At 54.1% G+C, this 255-nt stretch carries 1 rRNA gene; it reads left to right on the top strand.

Annotated features, from left to right (window positions below):
• Positions 1 to 255 (top strand): 16S ribosomal RNA (locus GJ695_RS29525); the annotation flags it as partial.

Raw genomic sequence — 255 nt, 5'->3', positions numbered from 1 at the left:
CGGTCCAGACTCCTACGGGAGGCAGCAGTGGGGAATTTTGGACAATGGGGGCAACCCTGATCCAGCAATGCCGCGTGAGTGAAGAAGGCCTTCGGGTTGTAAAGCTCTTTTGTCAGGGAAGAAAAGGTCGCAGCTAATATCTGTGGCTCATGACGGTACCTGAAGAATAAGCACCGGCTAACTACGTGCCAGCAGCCGCGGTAATACGTAGGGTGCAAGCGTTAATCGGAATTACTGGGCGTAAAGCGTGCGCAG

The sequence above is a fragment of the Duganella alba genome, from assembly GCF_009674495.1.
GTDB lineage: Bacteria > Pseudomonadota > Gammaproteobacteria > Burkholderiales > Burkholderiaceae_D > Rugamonas > Rugamonas alba.
The sequence above is the reverse complement of the archived record's forward strand: the minus strand, read 5'-3'. Positions and strand labels throughout refer to the sequence as shown.